Genomic DNA, 17,494 nt, shown 5'->3' with positions numbered 1-17,494 from the left:
GGCGATGATCGTTTGGAGTTGGGCCGTTACGGCAACGTCATCGAGTTTGACCTAGGCGATGGCCACGACACCGTCGTTCAGCCTAGTTATGTTTATACGTCTAGTCGCTACGGTGACACGCTGAAGTTAGGCGCGGGGATCACGGCCGATGATCTGTGGATGAGTCGCGATGGGAGCGATTTGATTTTAAATATAGGAAGCGGCGACGACAGCCTGCGTTTGAAAGACGTGCTGTCGTCTCCGGATGGCCTAAACGATACGGCATCTAATTACCAGTTGTTCAGTACGGTCCGTTTTGCCGAAGGTAGTACGCAAATGTGGAGTGACTTGGCCGAACAGCTCTATACGCGCCACGGTAGCGAGGCGACGGATGAGCTGATTGGCTGGGGCGAGCGCGATATCCTAAACGGTCACGAAGGAGATGACCGTTTGTTGGGTGGCGGTGGCAATGACCACCTGTTGGGTGGTGAAGGGAACGATCTCCTTGATGGTGGCAGTGGCACCAACCGGCTGGAAGGGGGCGCGGGCGACGATACGTTACGAGTTTCAGCAAGCTCCCGTGACAGCATCTTCAACGGCGGCGCCGGCGATGATCGTTTGGAGTTGGGCCGTTACGGCAACGTCATCGAGTTTGACCTAGGCGATGGCCACGACACCGTCGTTCAGCCTAGTTATGTTTATACGTCTAGTCGCTACGGTGACACGCTGAAGTTAGGCGCGGGGGTCACGGCCGATGATCTGTGGATGAGTCGCGATGGGAGCGATCTTATCTTGCATGTAAGTGGCGATGATACGCTTACTTTTGTTGGTGCTATCAGTAGTAATGACTCGCTGATTAACAGCCGTATGGTCAGCCGTGCCCAACTCGATGGCGGCAGCGAGTTGAGCGGGAGCCAGCTCGAGGCCATGGGATTGGTGCTTCGTGGTACCGAGGGAGATGATGTCTTAAAAGGTGGAAAAGGAGAGGACAGCTTGCAAGGCTTATCGGGTGATGACTACCTGGCTGGCGGCGATGGCGCCGACCGCTACGTCTTCGGTGCTGGCGATGGTCACGATACCATCAATGATATCTCCTTCGATGATGAGCCCGATATGCTTTCTTTCGAAAACATTGACCTGCAGGCGCTACGCTTTTCTCGAGCGGGGGATGACCTTTCGATTGCTGTCGCGGGGGGAGAGGATAGTGTCACCGTCTTCAACTGGTATGTCGATGAGGGGTATCGCCTGGATCGTATCGAGACAGAGGAGGATGGTCTCGAAGGTGATGCGTTGCTTCCGCTGAATGCACTCGAACCCGGTGCAGATACGTTGGGCGTTAACACCACGCAAGAGTTAACGCTGGTATAGCGACCTTGCTGGCGCATGGTCGGCTTGCAGTAAGCGTAACCCCAGCGACTGTCCTGAGTCGCTGGGGTTGGAAGCGATATTTGAAAAGTGTGTAAAGGTCGTTGCCTCTTGGCAGTGACATCCTTCTAAAGTGATCGGTGATCAGCCTTTACCAACTCTCTGGTCAGGTCTCTTGTAAAGAATAGCGAGCCTCTTGATGTCTTTTAAACAGCAACGGTCGCCTACCGATCTTGGTCGGGCTCTGAAGGCGTGTAAGCACTCCTTCTTTTGCGTTGCAGTGTTCAGCATGTTTATTAATCTGTTGATGCTGGTGCCACCGCTCTATATGTTACAGGTTTACGATAGGGTCATTACTACCCGCAGTTCGGATACGCTGTTGATGCTGACCCTCATCGTAGTTTTTCTGTTTCTGGTGATGGGGGGGCTCGAAATAGTTCGCTCACGGGTGCTGGTACGCGTCGGCAATCGAATCGATACTCTAGTCAGTGAGCGTCTCTATGGGGCCATGTTTCGAAAGAGCCTACTTCTTGCGGGAACCCAGACTGCCCAGCCGCTGAGTGACCTCACAAGCCTTCGCCAGTTCATGGCCGGTAACGGACTGTTCGCCTTCTTCGATGCGCCCTGGATTCCTATCTATATCGCGGTTTTGTTCTTATTCAACGTTTGGTTTGGCGTTTTCGCGATCATTGCTGCTGTGATGTTGCTTTCACTGGCGATCGCTAACGAATATGCCACCCGTGGCTTGCTGTCGGAGGCTAACAGCGAGCATATCAAGTCGCAGGAGCTAGCCAACGCTAATTTGCGCAATGCGGAAGTCATGCAGGCCATGGGTATTCTTTCAGGCATTCGCAGCCGTTGGCAGGTACGTCACCGTGAATTTTTACTCAAGCAGTCCTGGGCCAGTGATCGCGCAGGCACCCTCTCTAACGTCTCCAAGGTGCTGCGGCTAATGTTCCAGTCACTCATTCTAGGGCTTGGAGCGATGCTGGTTCTTCAGGGTAGCGTTACTCCTGGCATGATGATCGCTGGTTCCATCTTGATGGGCCGAGCCTTGGCACCTCTCGACCAAATGATCGGGGCTTGGAAGGGGTTTGTTAGCGCGCGTAGCGCCCACGGACGTTTGGAGCAACTACTCAGTGAGGTTCCTGCCGAATGCGAGCGCATGTCGTTGCCCGCACCGGAAGGCAGAATAAGCATTGAAGGCATCGCTGCTGGCCCGCCAGGTGCACGTATGATGACTATTCGCGGTATTAACCTCGAGGTCGACAAGGGGGAGCACATTGGAATCATAGGCCCTAGCGCGTCGGGCAAGTCTACCTTTGCTCGCGTGTTGCTGGGTATCTGGTCTGCTCAGGTGGGTAAAGTACGTCTTGATGGTGCTGATATCTCACAATGGAACCGCCACGAACTTGGGCCCCATATTGGCTACTTACCGCAAGATATCGAGCTTTTTGACGGTACTATCAGCGAGAATATTGCACGCTTTGGCAAGGTAGATCCACATAAGGTGGTCGAGGCTGCCAAACGTGCTGGTGTACATGAAATGGTGCTGCAGCAGCCAGAGGGCTATGACACCTTTATTTCCACTGCCAGTGGCGTGTTATCCGGTGGCCAGCGCCAGCGTGTCGGTCTTGCCCGCGCACTCTACAGCAACCCTCAGTTGGTGGTGCTTGACGAACCCAACTCGAACCTTGACGACCAAGGAGAGAAAGCACTATCCCAAGCGATAACATCGCTCAAGGCGGAAGGAGTCACGCTCTTCGTTATTTCCCACCGCACCAGCGTACTGCGCGGTATGGACAAGCTGCTTGTTCTCAAGGATGGCCAAGTAGGCATGTTTGGCCCACGTGAGGAGGTACTCCATCGCTTCGTACAACGGAGTACGACCGGTGCAAAGGTCGAGAAGGCACCCGCTGCGCATAGTCGCAATACGGCGCTTGGCAACGGTTAAACACTCCTCTCCCCATATTTACGCGCCCCGAGGCTTGGTTGGCTTCCGGGGCCTGGAGTTTCAGCTTATGTCGAGCAGTAAAAGAGCCTCGAGTAATAAGACATTACTGCAAGAGAACTCAATTCAGAAAAGTCAGATAACATACAGTAGCGCTAGCTCTGAACTGCCCATCGGTGACCGCGGTGTCACATGGGTGGGCATGATTATTCTACTGGTGGCTTTTGGCGGCTTCGGTACTTGGGCTGCCTTGGCCCAGTTGTCGGTGTCGGTTATTGCCAGCGGTACCGTTTCGGTGGAAAGCTTCAAACGTACCGTGCAACATCTTGAAGGTGGTATCGTGTCACAGATCAACGTCGAAGACGGTGATCATGTTCAGGTTGGAGATGTCTTGCTAGTGCTCGACGGCACCCAGTCTCAGTCGCAGCTCGATATTGCTCGTTCAAATTGGTTCATTGCCAGCGCTCAGGAAGCGCGGCTGCTGGCCGAACAACAGGGTGCCGATAGCATTAGTTTCTATGACGAACTGCAGAACATGGCACAGGGTAATCAGCGCCTGAGCGAGATCCTTGACGTTCAGAGTAGTCTCTTTCTCTCTCGACGCAGCTCACTGCAGAGTGAAATCAGTGCCCTTGACGCACAAATTCAGCAGTTTCGTGAACAGATCGATGGTTTACAGCAGGCCATCGATATTAACCAGCAGCGGATTCAATCACTTAACGGCGAGATCGACGACTACCAATCCCTATTTCGTGAAGGATTGGGCAATAACCAACGCATTCGGGAATTGGAGCGCCAGGTGCTATCTTTCGCATCCGAGCTCGCTAATGCCCGTGCTCAGATCGCCCAGCTTTACTCGCGTATCAGCGAAAATCGTTCGCGCATCGAAGCACAGCGCCAGAATTACCAGCAGGAAATCGGAGAACAATTGCGTCAGGTGCAGTCGCAGATTTCCGAATCTCGCGAGCGTATCGTCGCGCTACATGACTTGGTAGGACGTACCGAACTCATCGCGCCGGTTAGTGGTACGGTGGTTGGGCTCGATATTCATACTGTCGGAGCCGTGATTCGTGGCGGCGAACCCATCATGAGCGTCGTGCCTGACAACGAAGGTTTTATCGTCGAGGCGCGTATTCCTGCTCAAGATATCGATAACATCTACCCTGGGCAGACCTCTGAAATTCGTTTCAGTGCCTTCAACCAGCGTACAGTCCCTGTTTTCGAGGGGGTCATCAACCATGTGAGTGCTGATAGCTTCCAGGATGAGAATACGGGGGTGCGCTACTATCGTGCGCTGCTTCAAGTCTCGGAGAGGAGCCGCGAGAGGATGACCGATAGTATACAGCTACTCTCTGGTATGCCTGCCGAAGTGATGATCCACACTGGCGAAAAAACCCTGTTTGCCTATCTCACCCAGCCGGTGACTGACATGCTCAAGCGTGCTATTCGTCAGGATTAAGGAGGTATCGTGGCCGAATCAATTTCCCCTTCGCGAGCGGCTGGACGGTTGCTGTTGGGCGGCCTTTTTATGGCGGCGTTACCAGCCTGTGCTTGGAGTGCCGATTTTAGCGTGGCATTGCGGCCTGATGTCTTGCCATCCATGCCGCTAGATCAGCCGGATAACGCCACCAACAGCCTGCCTTCGCTGCCGAGAATGTTTGACCGCGCGCTGGAGTACAACGCTGCGCTCGCCAGCCAGCGTTTGCAGGCCGAGGCGCGTGGCCTGGAAGTGCCGCTGGCCTGGTCTCGGTTACAGCCGCAGGTTGACCTCAGTTTTCAGCGTGGCTATAGCGGGAGCGATAACATTTACACTGGTGGTGATATAAGCAGTTGTGTCAACAACCCAGAGACAGGTGAGTTGATCGGCGGCGAAGAGTTTGAGCGTCGCTGTCAGGGTGAGTCTACTGATACGATCGGTCAGATATCGCTCTCGCAGCCGCTCTTTTCCATTGAGCGCTTTCGTCAGGTAGAGAAAGCTAACCGACAGAGTGATACTGCTCAACTGCAGTTAGCGGTAAGTGAGCGCAACTTGGCGCTGCAGACTGCTGAGGCTTGGCTCAATGCTTTCTACCTATCACGCCAGGTAGACTTATTGGATAGTAAACGCCACTCTCTCGATTTGCAGGTCGTCCAGGCGCAGCGGGCATATGATCTCGGTATAGGTGACCGCATCGACCTGCTGGCGGCGCACTCCGAGTTTGATCGGACTTTGGCTGATATTGCCGCCGCTCGCAACGACTACGACAACGCGCTCTCGACATTGGAGCGGTTGACTGGAACTTTTCCCGACTTCAACAGCTTTACTCTGCTGGAGCTGCCCGAAGACGACTTCGACTCCCCGCCCCCACTGTCAACTCTTGAAGATGCTATTGTCAACAACGCCGAAGTACTATTAGCTGTGGCACAGAGGGATGTCGCACGAGCCGATATCGAGGTGCGCCGTGCTGGTTACTATCCAGAAGTAAGTCTTAACCTGTCGTACTCTGACCGTCATAGCAACGATCCTTACCGAGACAGTGAGGATAAACGTGTGGTCCTTCAGGCCAGTATGAACCTTTATGCCGGAGGCCGTACTCGTAATAGCGTTGCTCAAGGTATTCTAGTTCAGAATGCTGCCATGGCCGATATCAATAATGCACGTCGCTTGGCACTGGAGCAACTGCGCCAGTACCACCGGAGTATTCGCGGCGATATTACTCGGTTGCAGGCGTTGGCACAGTCCATCCGCTCAGGTGAGCTTTATCTTGAAGCCGCTGACAAAGGCGCAGCGCTTGGTCTACGTGATTTAGTCGATGTACTCAATGCCCGCGCCGATCTTTACTCCCAACGTATTCAGTACGTTGACGCTTTTCGTCGGTTACTGATGAACCGTCTAAACATGCGGGCAGCTATCGGTGAGCTTGGCACCGATGATTTGGTCGGCATTATGCATCAGGTCAACGCCATCATTGCCCCATCGCACTTAACAAAATATGACTTATCATCAAGCTCAAGCTGACCCTACACGCTGGATAGTGTGACTTAAAACATGAAACTCGCTTTGGTTGGCGAGCGTGGACGTTTGAACCAGTAGCGAGCGTTTGCAGACCGTTGGGATATTTATTCTAGGGTCGTCATCATTTTGTCAAGTAGGGTATAGTAATAATTGAAGTGCCGCACTGCATCATAACAGTCGTCACCGATGCAGGTGGACGCAGGCATATTCATCTGGAGGAACGTCGATTATGAGAAATGTCGAACGAATCACCTCGGTTAAAAGCGAACTGCTCGACATCTTTATGAGTTTGCAAGTAGATGAGCACACTCAGCGTCAGCGTAGCGCTGCTCAGCGCAGCCTAAGAGCGCGTCGGGGTATTGAACTGCATCGGGAGTTTAAGAAGTTATCACGAGATATCGCTCCCTTGCCCGATGAAGATCGGCAAGAGAGCGAGTTGCACTGAAAAAGTTGCCAAACGGCAGTGCCTGATGGCAGGCCTAGCCGTTTTTAAAGCTTGCTGATAGGCGCTTGGCTCTGCGAATCACAGAGCCGAGCAGACCTGTGTTAAAGAATGCCAGCCAGGAACACCACGATAACGCCGATCGGCGCGATAAAGCGTGCAACAACGTTCCACACGCTGAGCCCTGTTGCAGACAGCGCGAGCTCCTCCTCTACGCTCTTGCGATCCAGACACCACGCGACAAATACGACGGCCCCCAGTCCGGTAAGCGGCAGTAGAATTTTCGCCGTGAAGGTATCCAGCAAGTCAAAGATATTCAGCCCGAAGAATAAGACGTCAGACCACAGGTTGAACGACAGCAGCGCTGCAACACCCAACAGCCACACGAAAATACCGCTAACCAGGGTTGCTGGAATGCGCGACAGCGGAGTGCGCTCTTCAAGCATCGCAACGGTGGGTTCCAGCAATGAAATCGCGGAGGTTAGTGCGGCAAAGGTCAGTAGCAGAAAGAACATCAGTCCCAGAATGGCGCCGCCAGTTATATTGCCAAACGCGATAGGCAGGGTGACGAAGATCAGCCCCGGGCCTTCGCCTGCGCTCAAGCCATTGGCAAAGACGATGGGGAAAATAGCCAAACCGGCAAGCAGCGCAATGGCGGTATCAATGATGATAACTGTACGCGCTGTGCTCAGCAGGTTGACGTCTTCGCCCAGGTACGAGCCGTAGGCCATCATGATGCCCATACCAAGAGACAGCGTAAAAAACGCTTGGCCCATGGCCGCAAGCACCACGCCGCCATTCAGCGCGCCCCAGTCAGGGCTGAACATAAACGATAAGGTTTCACCGAAGTGGCCGGTGGTCATTCCGTAACCCACCAAAATCAGCATCAAAATGACCAGCGCAGGCATCAACGAGCGCGCGGCGCTCTCAAGACCCTTGGTCACGCCGCGGGCCACGATGCCGATAACCAATAGCATAAAGGCGCTGTGCCAGAGAAGCAGTGTGCCGGGGCTGGCCAGCATTCCGCTAAAGATCTCGCCAATACTGTCGGCATTTTGGCCGCTGAAGGTGCCAATGACCGAGCTCAGCGTATAGTTGAGTGACCAGCCGCCAATCACACTGTAGAAAGACAGGATCAGAAAGCCAGCGAGTACGCCGCTGATACCGATCAGCGCCCATCCCTTGGACTTACCGCTTTGATGAGCGAGATATTTCATGCTGTCGATGGGGTTTTTCTGCCCACGACGACCGATCATCCACTCTGAAAGCAAAATGGGCACGCCGACCAATGCCACGCAGGCAAGATAGACCAGCACGAATGCAGCGCCTCCGCTTTCCCCGACTAAATAAGAGAAGCGCCAAATATTGCCTAAACCTACCGCAGAGCCTGCAGCAGCTAACACAAAAGCCATTTTTGATGACCACTGCGCATGCGCCAGTTTCGCCATATATCACCCATTAAGTTGATTGTTGTGTAAGTCAAAGCGTGTCTTGAACGCTAGTTCTCGAAAAATAGCCTTATTGTCAGCTTCTTTTCCGAAAGTAAGCGCAATTTATCTGATCAATCGCAAGCATGCCAGTGAGGTCAGCTAAAAAGGCGGGCTAAAACAGCTGGCTTTGCTTTTCACTGGCAAAGGGGCCAAGTAGGGGGAGCGGCGTTATTTCGCTTAATGCGTTATAGAGCAAACGAGCCATGTGCGGAGACTCACGGTTATCCGCTGTATGCACAAATAAGAAAGGGGTTTTCCCCTGACTTATCCACAGCTTTAGGCGTGCCTTCCAAGCGTTGAAGTAGTCGCTGTTAATCGTTTTGTCAATATGACCAATAAAGCGAATCACCGGATAATTTGCCGTGGAAAGCACGTGTAGTGGGAGTTTCGGCTTTTCCTGCTGTGCATGAGCAAGGCCTAAATGATCATTTGCGGGGGTTGAGAAGAGCGGGCGGACATCGAGCATCACCCGATTGGCCGAATAAGTTATCAACAGACGGTTAAGAGCCGTTTCAGCAGCTCCTTTGTGGAAAAACTCAGGGTGGCGTACCTCTACTGCGCAGGGCAAATGGGCAGGCCAAGCAGCGAGTAGCGCTCCAAGCTGGGGAAGCTCTTGGGGACCAAAATCTCGCGGCAGCTGCACCATCGTCGGCCCTAGGCGATCGTGTAATGGTTCAAGCGCGGCTAAAAATGCCCACGCGTCTTCCAAGCGGGTTAGCCGTTGATCATGGGTTACGCTGGCCGGTAATTTAAAACAGAAACGGAAATGAGGCGGCGCCTGACGCGACCAGGCGGCTACTGTTTCCGGCTTGGGGATGCCGCTATAAAAGGTAGTATTGCCCTCAACGCTCGAAAAAACCGCCGCATAATCGCTTAATAGCTCTGTTTTGGCATGACGCGGATAAAGGCTGCCGAGCCAATCTTGATTGGCCCACATGGGCAAGCCGAGGTAAAGAGGAAGCGTCATGGATGCAATGCCTACGTCAACAGAATCAGGCGCTAATGTAACAGGTCCATAGCGCCGCTCGCTAAAGGCACCCGGCTGCATTGATAGGGCCTTATGATGGCTTTTATTTATAGCAAGGCGCGGAAAAAGTGAAATTGTTAAGGCGTCGTTAGCGCTACCATGTAGGTATAACCTTTTACGGACAGGTAGCGCCGTTTACATATAGGACAGTTCAATGAGTTCAGCTTACGTTAGCAGTGATGACATTCGTGACCAGTTTTCCAGCGCAATGTCGGCGATGTATCAGCAGGAAGTGCCGCAATACGGTACTTTGCTGTCGTTGGTAGAGACGGTTAATCAAGAGGTATTAACCGCTAATCCGGCGCTAAACAGCGAGCTGCAGCATAGCGATGAGCTGGCGCGTATCAACGTTGAACGCCATGGCGCGATTCGTGTTGGCAGCGCAGAGGAGCTTGCCATATTGCGGCGTATGTTTGCGGTCATGGGGATGGCGCCAGTAGGCTATTACGACTTGTCGGCAGCCGGCGTACCGGTTCACTCTACGGCTTTTCGCCCGATAGCGGATGAGGCGCTTAAGCGTAATCCCTTTCGTGTGTTTACCTCGCTGCTGCGCCTTGAGCTGATTGAGAAGGCCGAATTTAGAGAGCAGGCGAGCGCTATTTTACGCGCGAGGAACATTTTTACGCCTAACGTCAAAGCACTCATAGAGCGCTTTGAGCAACAGGGTGGGCTCAGCGCCGCTGATGCAGAGCAATTTGTCAATGAAGCGTTGGAAACGTTCCGCTGGCACGATAACGCCACCGTCGACTTGGCGACCTATGAGCGTTTGCATAACGAGCACCGGTTAATCGCCGACGTGGTCTGCTTCCGCGGGCCGCACATTAACCACCTGACCCCGCGTACGCTCGATATCGATGAGGTTCAACGGCGTATGCCCAGCGTGGGCATTGACCCCAAGGCGACTATTGAAGGCCCGCCGCGCCGCGATTGCCCGATACTGTTGCGCCAAACCAGTTTTAAAGCACTGGAAGAGACCATTGCATTTGCGGACGCGGCCGAGGGCAAGCACACCGCCCGCTTTGGCGAAATCGAGCAGCGCGGTATTGCGTTAACCGCTAAAGGACGCGAGCTTTATGACCGCCTGCTAGCCTCCGCCAAGCAAAATGCACCCATGGCGGCGGATAATGACGCCCATCAAGCGCATTTAGCGAAAGTATTTAAGGCTTTCCCCGATGATTACTCAACGCTACGGCGTGAAGCGCTAGCGTTTTTCCACTACCAGGCGGTATCGGGTGCCCGTACCGAGGGGCCAGTGACACCCGAACAAGTGGATAACCTGATCGAACAAGGCGCCATCGCAGTGACGCCGATGATTTATGAAGATTTCTTGCCCGTAAGCGCGGCCGGTATCTTTCAGTCTAATTTAGGTGGAAACAGCCACGATCATTATGCCAGCAACGCCAGCCAAGACCAGTTTGAGCAAGCATTAGGCGTAGCCGTTATCGATGAAATCGAGCTATATACCCAGCGCCAGCAAGCATCACTTGAACGGGCGCTGGTGAAGTTGGCGGGTTAAGTGATAGAAAAGGGTGTGTCTACGATTGACCACTAACGCATAAGGTTGAAGAGAATTATGAGTCAGGGAAAGGTATTGGTCTTACATGGCCCCAATTTAAACTTACTGGGCAGTCGTCAGCCAGATATATACGGTTATGAAACGTTAGACGACGTAAATAACATGTTGCGAGAGAAAGCGATAATGACCGACTGGGACATTAATTGTCTGCAGAGTAACCACGAAGGCGAGCTAATTGATGCCATCCACGCTGCGCGTCTTGATGGCACCCAAGCAATTATTATCAATCCCGCAGCCTATACGCATACCTCCGTGGCCATTCTTGATGCGCTCAATGCTTTTGACGGTAAGGTGATCGAGGTGCATTTATCTAACGTCCACAAGAGGGAGTCATTTCGCCATCACTCCTATGTCTCATTACGCGCCGACGGCGTGATTGCTGGATTAGGTGTTCAAGGGTATAAAGCTGCGCTAGAGGCGGTGATGGTTGCAACTAATTAATATGAGGCTTTATTTGCTCGATTTTGTTTTTTAAAACAGGCAAGTACACATTAATTAACGTATCAAGATCGACCCGAGCAGCATTAGTGCTGATATTGATAGCGCCCATTAAATGCTGCTTGGCGTCATGCACAGGTACAGCGATGGAACGTAAACCAGAGTCCAGTTCTTGGTCAGAGATAGCATAGCCCTGCTGCCGCGCTTTCATTATCTCATTGCGTAGTTTATCGATATCGGTCACTGTTTTTTCGGTGTAAGGCTCTAGTGTCACTGACGAGAGGAAGTTATCAAGATCCGACTCACAGAGCTGAGCGAGTAGTATACGCCCCATAGAAGTATGAGCCGCTGGCAGACGGGTGCCCACAGAAAGCGTGATCGCCATTAAGCGATGTTTTGCTGCCGAGCGAGCTACATAGATAACATCATTGCCATCTAGCACGCCAAGCGATGATGACTCCCCTGTTTCAGCGGTAATGTCTTCTAAATGTTGCTGAATAACGTCCCGATAGTTATTAGCCGATAAAAAGGCATAGCCAAGCTGCAGCACCCGGGGCGCCAGCTCAAAGTAGCGTTGTTGTTTTCGGACGTATCCCAAGGCATGTAGAGTGAGTAAAAAGCGCCTAGCCTTTGCTCTGTTCATTCCCGTCCGCGTAGCAACTTCGCTTAGCGTCATACGCGGGTGCTCATGATCGAATGCTTGTATAACCTCTAAGCCACTAGCAAGTGCGGTTACAAAATCACGGCTATCTTCACTCAGTATCTCATCTTGCATTTTTACCACCCTTATACCTAAAAGCCAGACAGAAAAGAGTAACACAGAAGTTCGCAATGCGAACTTCTGTGTTTGGGAAAAACTAGTCACCGATAGACGGAGGGCTCCGTTATCGATGCATCAGCTTTTACTGCTACTAAAGTCGTGTTTTTTAATCGGTTAACAACAAAGTAATCTCAATGATTAAATTACGAATATGTGTACGCATTGCGAACAATAATTAACATAATAATGACTAAATAACGTATAGGAAGAAAAAATGAACAAAATTCTTAGCTCTGCATACCTAGCTGCCTGTGGCAGCGCCCTGGCTCTTGGTCTCACCGTTTCCTCAGCTAATGCCAACGATTGGCCGACTGACGATGTTCGCTTGGTCGTTCCCTACGCACCGGGCGGTACTACTGATGTTTTGTCCCGCCGTGTTGCTGACCTTCTACAGCAAGAACTCGATGCTAATGTGGTTGTGGAGAACCGTCCAGGCGCTGGTTCCACTGTGGGCACCGGTCGTCTCGCTCGAGGTGGCCGCGGTGTCGATCACACTATTTTGATGGCGTCTCCAGGGCACACCATTGGCGCTGCCATCTATCCTGACCTGGGCTATGATCCGGTTGAGGATTTTGTCTTCCTGCAAAATATGATCGATATCCCCAATGTCATGGTGGTCCCCGCCGATAGCCCTTATGAAAGTGTGATTGAGTTTGTTGAAGCGGCAAAAGAAGAGAACATGACGTTCAGCCACAGTGGCGTGGGCAGCTCCATCCATATGTCCGGTGAGTTATTCAAGACGCTGACTGAAACCAACATGACGGCAGTGCCTTTTGCCGGCAGCGGTGCGGCTCTTCCTGCGCTATTAGGCGGCGATGTCGATGTCTCTTTCGAGAACATGCCGACCGTCCTTTCGCATATTCGCTCGGGTGATTTGCGCGCTCTGGCGGTTACCTCCGCTGAGCGGTCAGAGTACCTGCCGGATGTGCCCACACTGTCGGAAGTGGGCGAGTATAACCTTGACCAGTTCGTCACGACGGCATGGTTTGGCCTGGTGGCACACAGCTCTTTCCCTGAAGAAGCGCAAAGCGTTATGCAGGACGCCCTTTCCAAGGTGATGGAACGTGAGGAGTTTTTGGACTTTGCTGATCAGCTGGGCGCGGAACCGGGTCAGGTGTCTGGCGAAGAGTTCAAGCAGTTCATTGCCGATGAAGTCGAGCGTTGGGAAGGCGTTGCACAGCAGGCTGGCATTAGCCAGTAACTAAGTAGTCTTCCGTCCTAACACTGAGGCGAGGGCTGCTACCCTCGCCTCTCTTGTTTCCCAGGAGAAGGCCGCGATGACACCTTCGGGTTCCAAGCGCAGAGTAAAAGTAAAAGATACTAACGACCTCATCACCGGCATCGTCTTGCTGGGGTTTGCCATTGTGTTGGTCTTTTATCTGGTGCCCAACTATATAAACGAACCGCCGATCCTACAAAACCCAATGATGTCGCCGCGCTGGCTGCCAGCGATCATCGGCTGGTTGATCCTGCTGTTTTCGATTCTGCTCATTCTTCAGGCCTTCATTTTGGAAGGGAAAACCGAGGAGGATGAGAGAGCGATTGAGAAAGGCTCCACGCGGCGTTTCGTGCTAATGGTGCTGTCGCTGGTGATATATGTTGCCTTGTTTGAGGCGATGGGCGCCGTGTTCTGTGGCATTTTGGCAACATTAGTTCTTTTCATAGCGCACCCGGTACGCACCTGGTGGGTATATAGCCTGGCATTTCTGTTTCCTATTATCGTGGCGCTCTTATTCGTAGAAGTAATGAACGTGCCGCTACCGATAATGCCGTTCGGTTTCTGATTCGCTACTTATTTTTTCTGGGTGCCCTATGGAAAACTTTTCGGAAGTCGTTGGTATATTCTTTAGTCTGGACAACTTTCTGGCCATAGCCGTAGGCGTGGTTATCGGCGTGGTGGTTGGTTCCATCCCCGGTTTAACCGCCACCATGGCGGTGGCATTGGCACTCCCCTTCACCTTCTCTATGCAGCCGGTTGCCGCTATCCTGCTGCTAGTAGGTATCTATAAAGGGGGGATGTACGGCGGCTCGATTACCGCGATTCTAATCAGAACCCCGGGCTCACCCGCTTCGGCCTGTACTTTGCTAGACGGCTATCCAATGGCCCAGCAGGGGCATGCCAAAAAAGCACTAAAGGCTGCGCTTTACTCGTCAGTCATTGCCGATTTTATCTCCAATATTGCGTTGATCTTTTTTGCCGCCTACTTGGCCAAAATTGCGCTGAACTTCGGTGCACCAGAATTTTTCTGGCTGATCTGTTTTTCTCTCACCATTATCATCTCTCTGGCCAGCGGCTCCATGATCAAGGGCTTGATGGCAGCGCTGCTAGGTATTTTGTTATCCATGGTAGGGCTGGATGAGGTCTTTGGTTCACAGCGGCTGACCTTCGGCAACTACAACTTGATGGACAGCATCTCCTTTATTCCCCTGTTGATTGGGCTTTTTGCTATTCCAGAGATTATCGAGTTTTATCGTAAGAAAGCCATTCCTCATATTAAGGCTAAGGCGAGTGGTGCTGGTTTGGCCTTCTCTGAGCTCAAGCGTTGTATGAAAAGCATTGTGCGGGGCAGCTTAATTGGCGTCATTATTGGCGCTATTCCCGGCACTGGGGCAACGGCGGCAGCGTTCATTTCCTACAGCGATGCACGCAGGCGCTCTCCCAACAAAGCCAATTTCGGCAAGGGCGAGGTAGAAGGGGTGGCCGCGGCTGAGGCCGGTAACAATGGCGTTGCCGGGGCGACATTAATCCCGCTGTTATCGCTAGGGATTCCTGGGGATGTCATCACCGCCATTATCCTGGGTGCTTTTATGGTGCATGGATTAACCCCTGGCCCGCTTATGTTCCAGGAAAATCTGTCGCTGATCTATGCACTGTTCCTGGGTATTATGTGCAGTTCGGTCATCCTGTTGGTGGTGGGTAACGTTGCCATCAAGTACTTCTCGTTAATTGCTGATATCCCCAAGTCAATCCTCTTTCCCATCGTCTTGATGTTCTGTGTCTACGGCGCTTATGCAGTCAATAACGCCACTTTCGACGTGGGGCTGATGTTGGCTTTTGGGGTTTTGGGATACATCTTCAATCGTACCGCCATACCCGCAGCGCCGTTTCTGATCGGTTTCATTCTGGGGCCGATGTTCGAAGACAACCTGCGTCGTTCTCTGCTCATCGGCTCCAACGACTTGTCGATCTTCGTGCGTGGGCCTATCACCTGGGTCTTCATCGTGCTGACGGTGGGCTCTATTGCCTTGGCACTTTACCGTTTTATTTCATCGCGTCGTGACGTACGCCACGCCACCACTACCCCCCCAGAGCTATGATGATGAATGGAGTGTTGCTATGGCGGGGCCACTAACAGGCTTAAGGGTGCTGGATTTAAGCCGTGTAATGGCGGGCCCCTGGTGTACGCAGATCTTGGCCGATATGGGGGCTGAAGTCATCAAGGTCGAGCATCCGATACTCGGGGATGATACGCGCCACTGGGGGCCTCCATGGCTAAAGGATAGCAAAGGTAAAGATACGACTGAGTCTGCTTACTATCTTTCCGCCAATCGCGGCAAACATTCGCTGACGGTCGATATAGGCCAACCCGAAGGGCAGGCGCTTATTCGCGAGCTGGCGGCTGAAAGCGATATCTTGGTTGAGAACTTTAAGAGCGGCGGCCTAGCACGCAAAGGGCTCGACTACGTCACACTAGAGGCGCTTAATCCTGGGTTGATCTACTGCTCAATCACTGGTTTCGGCCAGACAGGGCCAATGGCCTCTATGGCGGGTTACGACTATCTGATCCAAGCGCAGGCGGGATTAATGAGTATTACTGGCGCGGCAGACGGCGAGCCTGGTGCTGGTCCGCAGCGGGTGGGGATGGCGGTCTCCGACCTGACGACCGGCATGAACGCCACCATTGCCATCCTCGGCGCGCTGCACCACCGGCATCGTACTGGCGAAGGGCAGTATATTGATATGGCGCTACTGGATGTACAGGTCAGTTGGCTTGCCAATCAGGCGCTGAACTACTTTTGTAGCGGCACCCCTCCTAAACGTACCGGTGAATACCATCCCAATCTTGTGCCTTATCAGCCGTTCCCAACAGCGGACGGCGAAAAAGTGATTATCGCCATTGGCAACGATGGGCAGTTCAAGCGTTTCTGTGAGGCGGTGGGGCGTCCAGAGCTGGCAGTTGATCCTCGATTCAGTACTAATCCTGAACGCGTTAAACATCGCCTAGAGCTGATTCCACTGATGGTGGAGATTACACGCAACCGCGCCAGTGATGAATGGATCGAGATGCTGGGGGCCATTAGTGTTCCCTGTGGACCGATTCAGAATATTGCCCAGGTTTTCGACGACCCGCAGGTTCGGGCGCGTGGCATGCAGGTAGAACTGACTTCTGAAACAGGTTCAGTTCCTGGTGTGGCGAGCCCTATCAAGTACTCCAAAACGCCTCTGGAGTACCGTAAGCCACCCCCTCGGTTGGGCGAGGATACGGATAGCGTATTAGAGCGCCTGTTACACAAGCGCCCTTCGGAAATTAGCGCACTACGCCAAAAAGGCGTGGTGAAATAAACCTGCGATCAGTTTGCCTAGCCCACTGTAACGCCGCCGCAAACGAATAGCGTTTGGCCAGTGACGAAACCGCTACGCTCATCACAGAAGAAGCTAACCGCATGGGCCACGTCTTCGGGCTGGCCCATGCGCTGTAGTGGAATGTTGTCGATGATGCGGCGAGCACGCTCAGAGTCAGGCGGGTTATTCTGCCAAAAAGCGCTCGTAGCGATAGGGCCTGGGGCGACGCAGTTGACCGTAATGCCGTGCTCAGCAAGCTCCAGCGCCCAGGTTCTGGCCATGGATTGCAGCGCGCCTTTCGTGGCGCTGTAAATGGTGCGCGCCTCTTTACCGAGTACCACGCGGCTGGCATTCATTACGATGCGCCCCTTGCCCTGTGCCTTCATTGCGGGCAACAGTGCCTGCGTGCAGATCAGCGCCGAGCGCACATTCAGATGCATTAATTTGTCGAAGTCTTCAAGCCGTGCCTCTTCAAGCAGCGCTGGAGCGACAATGCCCACGTTATTGATCAGCCGGGTCACCAAATAACGTGTTCCAATGTCAGTCATCACTAATCGAGTAACATCGGCATCGGCAAGATCGACCTGTCGCGCGTCTGCTTGCAAAGATTTCGCTTCGGGCTTGACGATATCCACCACAATGACTTGATAGCCATCTTGCTGAAGACGTAAGGCGATCGCTTGGCCGATGTTCCTAGCTCCGCCGGTAACAACAGCAACTTGTTTTTGAGTATTGGGGCATTGAGCAGCATCTTGACTCATTCAGTTATCCTTAGCGCGTTTAGGCCGAGTGGGCATTCACTTCGGTAGGGCAGCACTTAGCCAAACAAGTACCGTGAAGCGCTAGC

15 protein-coding genes are annotated in these 17,494 nt (G+C 52.9%); 11 read left to right on the top strand and 4 right to left on the bottom strand.

Annotated elements, in window-relative coordinates; all coding sequences use genetic code 11:
* From QT230_RS12735 to QT230_RS12715, 5 genes are all read left to right on the top strand, one after another.
* On the top strand, positions 1–1,347 hold a 1,347-nt coding region (locus QT230_RS12735), incomplete at its 5' end, for a calcium-binding protein (protein WP_308322209.1).
* A gap of 196 nt (positions 1,348–1,543) precedes the next feature.
* Positions 1,544–3,298 (top strand): type I secretion system permease/ATPase, encoded by a 1,755-nt coding sequence (locus tag QT230_RS12730; RefSeq protein ID WP_308322208.1) that lies wholly within the window; start codon positions 1,544–1,546, stop codon positions 3,296–3,298.
* Between the two features lie 199 nt (positions 3,299–3,497).
* Positions 3,498–4,754, top strand: a complete 1,257-nt coding sequence (locus QT230_RS12725) for an HlyD family type I secretion periplasmic adaptor subunit (RefSeq protein ID WP_308322207.1) — start codon at positions 3,498–3,500, stop codon at positions 4,752–4,754.
* Positions 4,755–4,763: 9 nt separating this feature from the next.
* Positions 4,764–6,293, top strand: coding sequence for a TolC family protein (locus QT230_RS12720; protein ID WP_308322206.1), 1,530 nt, complete (start codon positions 4,764–4,766; stop codon positions 6,291–6,293).
* Positions 6,294–6,519: 226 nt separating this feature from the next.
* On the top strand, positions 6,520–6,735 hold the full coding sequence (locus tag QT230_RS12715; protein ID WP_308322205.1) for a PA3496 family putative envelope integrity protein: 216 nt from the start codon (positions 6,520–6,522) through the stop codon (positions 6,733–6,735).
* Positions 6,736–6,836: 101 nt separating this feature from the next.
* On the opposite strand, the gene QT230_RS12710 is transcribed toward QT230_RS12715, so the two are convergent.
* Positions 6,837–8,180 carry a sodium-dependent transporter gene (locus tag QT230_RS12710; protein ID WP_308322204.1) on the bottom strand — a complete coding sequence of 448 codons (1,344 nt, stop codon included), beginning with the start codon at positions 8,178–8,180 and terminating at the stop codon, positions 6,837–6,839.
* 154 nt (positions 8,181–8,334) lie between these two features.
* The gene (locus tag QT230_RS12705) at positions 8,335–9,189 is read right to left on the bottom strand and encodes a DUF72 domain-containing protein (RefSeq protein ID WP_308322202.1); all 855 of its coding nucleotides are present in this window, start codon (positions 9,187–9,189) and stop codon (positions 8,335–8,337) included.
* Positions 9,190–9,403: 214 nt separating this feature from the next.
* On the opposite strand from QT230_RS12705, the gene QT230_RS12700 reads away from it, so the two are divergent.
* A complete protein-coding gene (locus tag QT230_RS12700) occupies positions 9,404–10,765 on the top strand; it encodes a VOC family protein (protein WP_308322201.1) in 1,362 nt (453 codons plus the stop codon).
* A gap of 57 nt (positions 10,766–10,822) precedes the next feature.
* The gene (gene aroQ, locus QT230_RS12695) at positions 10,823–11,266 is read left to right on the top strand and encodes a type II 3-dehydroquinate dehydratase (protein WP_308322199.1); all 444 of its coding nucleotides are present in this window, start codon (positions 10,823–10,825) and stop codon (positions 11,264–11,266) included.
* On the opposite strand, the gene QT230_RS12690 is transcribed toward aroQ, so the two are convergent.
* On the bottom strand, positions 11,259–12,038 hold the full coding sequence (locus tag QT230_RS12690; RefSeq protein WP_308322198.1) for an IclR family transcriptional regulator C-terminal domain-containing protein: 780 nt from the start codon (positions 12,036–12,038) through the stop codon (positions 11,259–11,261). The genes aroQ and QT230_RS12690 overlap by 8 nt on opposite strands.
* Positions 12,039–12,297: 259 nt before the next feature.
* On the opposite strand from QT230_RS12690, the gene QT230_RS12685 reads away from it, so the two are divergent.
* The 4 genes from QT230_RS12685 to QT230_RS12670 all read left to right on the top strand — a co-directional run bounded on the left by QT230_RS12685 (position 12,298) and on the right by QT230_RS12670 (position 16,647).
* Positions 12,298–13,284, top strand: coding sequence for a tripartite tricarboxylate transporter substrate binding protein (locus QT230_RS12685; RefSeq protein ID WP_308322197.1), 987 nt, complete (start codon positions 12,298–12,300; stop codon positions 13,282–13,284).
* 76 nt (positions 13,285–13,360) lie between these two features.
* Positions 13,361–13,867: a tripartite tricarboxylate transporter TctB family protein gene (locus QT230_RS12680; protein ID WP_308322195.1), complete on the top strand. Its 507-nt coding sequence runs from the start codon at positions 13,361–13,363 to the stop codon at positions 13,865–13,867.
* Positions 13,868–13,895: 28 nt separating this feature from the next.
* Positions 13,896–15,401 (top strand): tripartite tricarboxylate transporter permease, encoded by a 1,506-nt coding sequence (locus tag QT230_RS12675; RefSeq protein WP_308322194.1) that lies wholly within the window; start codon positions 13,896–13,898, stop codon positions 15,399–15,401.
* A 19-nt stretch (positions 15,402–15,420) separates the two neighbouring features.
* Positions 15,421–16,647, top strand: a complete 1,227-nt coding sequence (locus tag QT230_RS12670; protein WP_308322193.1) for a CaiB/BaiF CoA-transferase family protein — start codon at positions 15,421–15,423, stop codon at positions 16,645–16,647.
* Positions 16,648–16,664: 17 nt separating this feature from the next.
* On the opposite strand, the gene QT230_RS12665 is transcribed toward QT230_RS12670, so the two are convergent.
* Entirely contained in the window at positions 16,665–17,408 is a 744-nt protein-coding gene (locus QT230_RS12665; RefSeq protein ID WP_308322191.1) for an SDR family oxidoreductase, read from the bottom strand.
* Positions 17,409–17,494 lie beyond the last annotated feature (86 nt).

The sequence above is a fragment of the Halomonas sp. SpR8 genome (assembly GCF_031010195.1).
In the GTDB taxonomy this organism is placed as follows: Bacteria; Pseudomonadota; Gammaproteobacteria; order Pseudomonadales; family Halomonadaceae; genus Vreelandella.
This window is presented reverse-complemented; position numbering and strand designations above follow the sequence as displayed.